The 2,263-nt window shown below is 68.1% G+C and carries 2 protein-coding genes; one reads left to right on the top strand and one right to left on the bottom strand.

Going from position 1 to position 2,263, the window contains the following annotated elements; genetic code table 11:
• Nucleotides 1-136: 136 nt before the first annotated feature.
• Nucleotides 137-1,546, bottom strand: a complete 1,410-nt coding sequence (glnA, locus tag ACFU5F_RS42245) for a type I glutamate--ammonia ligase (RefSeq protein WP_013004243.1) — start codon at nt 1,544-1,546, stop codon at nt 137-139.
• 198 nt (nt 1,547-1,744) lie between these two features.
• Here glnA and ACFU5F_RS42240 point away from each other — a divergent pair, with 198 nt between their 5' ends.
• A complete protein-coding gene (locus tag ACFU5F_RS42240; protein ID WP_383898991.1) occupies nt 1,745-2,212 on the top strand; it encodes an RDD family protein in 468 nt (155 codons plus the stop codon).
• The last annotated feature ends 51 nt before the right edge of the window (nt 2,213-2,263 follow it).

Here is a 2,263-nt window from a genome sequence, read left to right as displayed (position 1 = left end):
CGTCCCCCTGGTTTCGGACCCGCGCCCCTTTCCCTCAAACGCCGCCGGGGGTTTCCCTCCCGGGCGGGGCAGGTACAGGGCCGACGGCCCACACACGACCCAGGGGAGCGGAAACCCGCTCTGACCTGGGGCGATATCACACGTCGAAGTAGAGCTCGAACTCGTGCGGGTGCGGACGCAGCTGCAGCGGGGCGATCTCGTTGGCGCGCTTGTAGTCGATCCACGTCTCGATCAGGTCCGGCGTGAAGACGTCGCCCTGGAGGAGGAACTCGTGGTCGCGCTCCAGCGAGTCGAGGACGGCCGGGAGGGAGGTCGGAACCTGCGGGACGCCCGCGTGCTCCTCCGGCGCCAGCTCGTAGAGGTCCTTGTCGATCGGCTCGGCCGGCTCGATCTTGTTCTTGACGCCGTCCAGACCCGCGAGGAGCAGGGCGGAGAAGGCGAGGTACGGGTTGCCGGAGGAGTCGGGCGCGCGGAACTCGACGCGCTTGGCCTTCGGGTTCGAACCCGTGATCGGGATACGCATGGCGGCGGAGCGGTTGCGCTGCGAGTAGACCAGGTTGACCGGGGCCTCGAAGCCGGGAACCAGGCGGTGGTACGAGTTCACCGTCGGGTTCGTGAAGGCCAGCAGCGACGGGGCGTGCTTGAGGATGCCGCCGATGTAGTAGCGGGCCATGTCCGACAGGCCCGCGTACCCGGCCTCGTCGTAGAACAGCGGCGAGCCGCCCGCCCACAGCGACTGGTGGACGTGCATGCCCGAGCCGTTGTCACCGAAGATCGGCTTCGGCATGAAGGTCGCGGTCTTGCCGTTGCGCCAGGCCACGTTCTTCACGATGTACTTGAACAGCTGGAGGTCGTCGGCCGCGGCGAGCAGCGTGTTGAACTTGTAGTTGATCTCGGCCTGGCCGGCGGTGCCCACCTCGTGGTGCTGGCGCTCGACCTGGAGGCCGGACTTGGCCAGCTCCAGCGAGATCTCGGCACGCAGGTCGGCGAAGTGGTCGACCGGCGGGGTCGGGAAGTAACCGCCCTTGTAGCGGACCTTGTAACCGCGGTTGTCCTCCAGCGCACCGGTGTTCCAGGCGCCCGCCTCGGAGTCGATGTGGTAGAAGGACTCGTTCTCCGAGGTCTTGAAGCGCACGCTGTCGAACACGTAGAACTCGGCCTCGGGGCCGAAGTACGCGGTGTCGGCGATGCCGGTGGACGCGAGGTACGCCTCGGCCTTCTTCGCCACGTTCCGCGGGTCACGGGAGTACTGCTCACCCGTGATCGGGTCGTGGATGAAGAAGTTGATGTTGACCGTCTTGTCGCGGCGGAAGGGGTCGACGCGCGCGGTGGACAGGTCGGCGCGGAGCGCCATGTCGGACTCGTGGATGGCCTGGAAGCCGCGGATCGAGGAGCCGTCGAACGCGAGCTCCTCGGCCGGGTCGAAGGCCTCGGCCGGGATCGTGAAGTGCTGCATCACGCCCGGCAGGTCGCAGAAGCGGACGTCGACGAACTTGACGTCCTCGTCCGCGATGAACTTCTTGGCCTCGTCGGCGTTCTGGAACATCCAGCTCCTCCTACTCCCGACGTCTGCTGCCGGGGTGGTAGTTCGTTCGTGCTGCCAGTGCGGTGGCACACGCTGTTCTCGACACTAGGGACGGGTGATTTCTCGTACGTGACCCATTTGTTTCGCGCAAGTTAACCGGACATCCCGCCCCGCACCCCACCTGTCCGTATGGCAAAACGGTCGCAGTACGGTGGACGGGTGGACAAGAGGCAAGCACTCGGATCGTGGCTCTCCGGCCCCCGCGCCGCGGCGGAGGACGCCGGAGTCGACTTCGGATACAGGGGAGAGCAGCTCGGTCTGCCGGAGGAGGGGCCCGGCTCCATCGCCCGCCCCGGCCGCCGTCTCGGCGCCCTCGCCGTCGACTGGGGCCTGTGCCTCTTGATCGCATACGGCCTCATCACCGACGGCTACGACCAGGCCACCAGCAACTGGGCCCTGCTCATCTTCTTCCTGCTCCACGCCCTCACCCTGGGCACGATCGGCTTCACCCCGGGCAAGCGCCTCTTCGGCCTCCGGGTGGTCGCCCAGGACACCGGCGCGGTCACCCCCTGGCGCGCCCTCGTCCGCACGGTCCTGCTCTGCCTCGCCATTCCCGCCCTGGTCTGGGACCGCGACGGCCGCGGCCTGCACGACCGGCTGGCGCGCACGGCGGAGGTGCGGATCTAGCGCCCCTGTACGACGCCGTACGACGAGGGGGCGCCCGGATCACTCCGGGCG

The sequence above is a fragment of the Streptomyces sp. NPDC057438 genome, from assembly GCF_042802995.1.
GTDB lineage: Bacteria > Actinomycetota > Actinomycetes > Streptomycetales > Streptomycetaceae > Streptomyces.
Note: the sequence above shows the minus strand (reverse complement) of the source record. Positions and strands in the feature narration are given on the sequence as shown.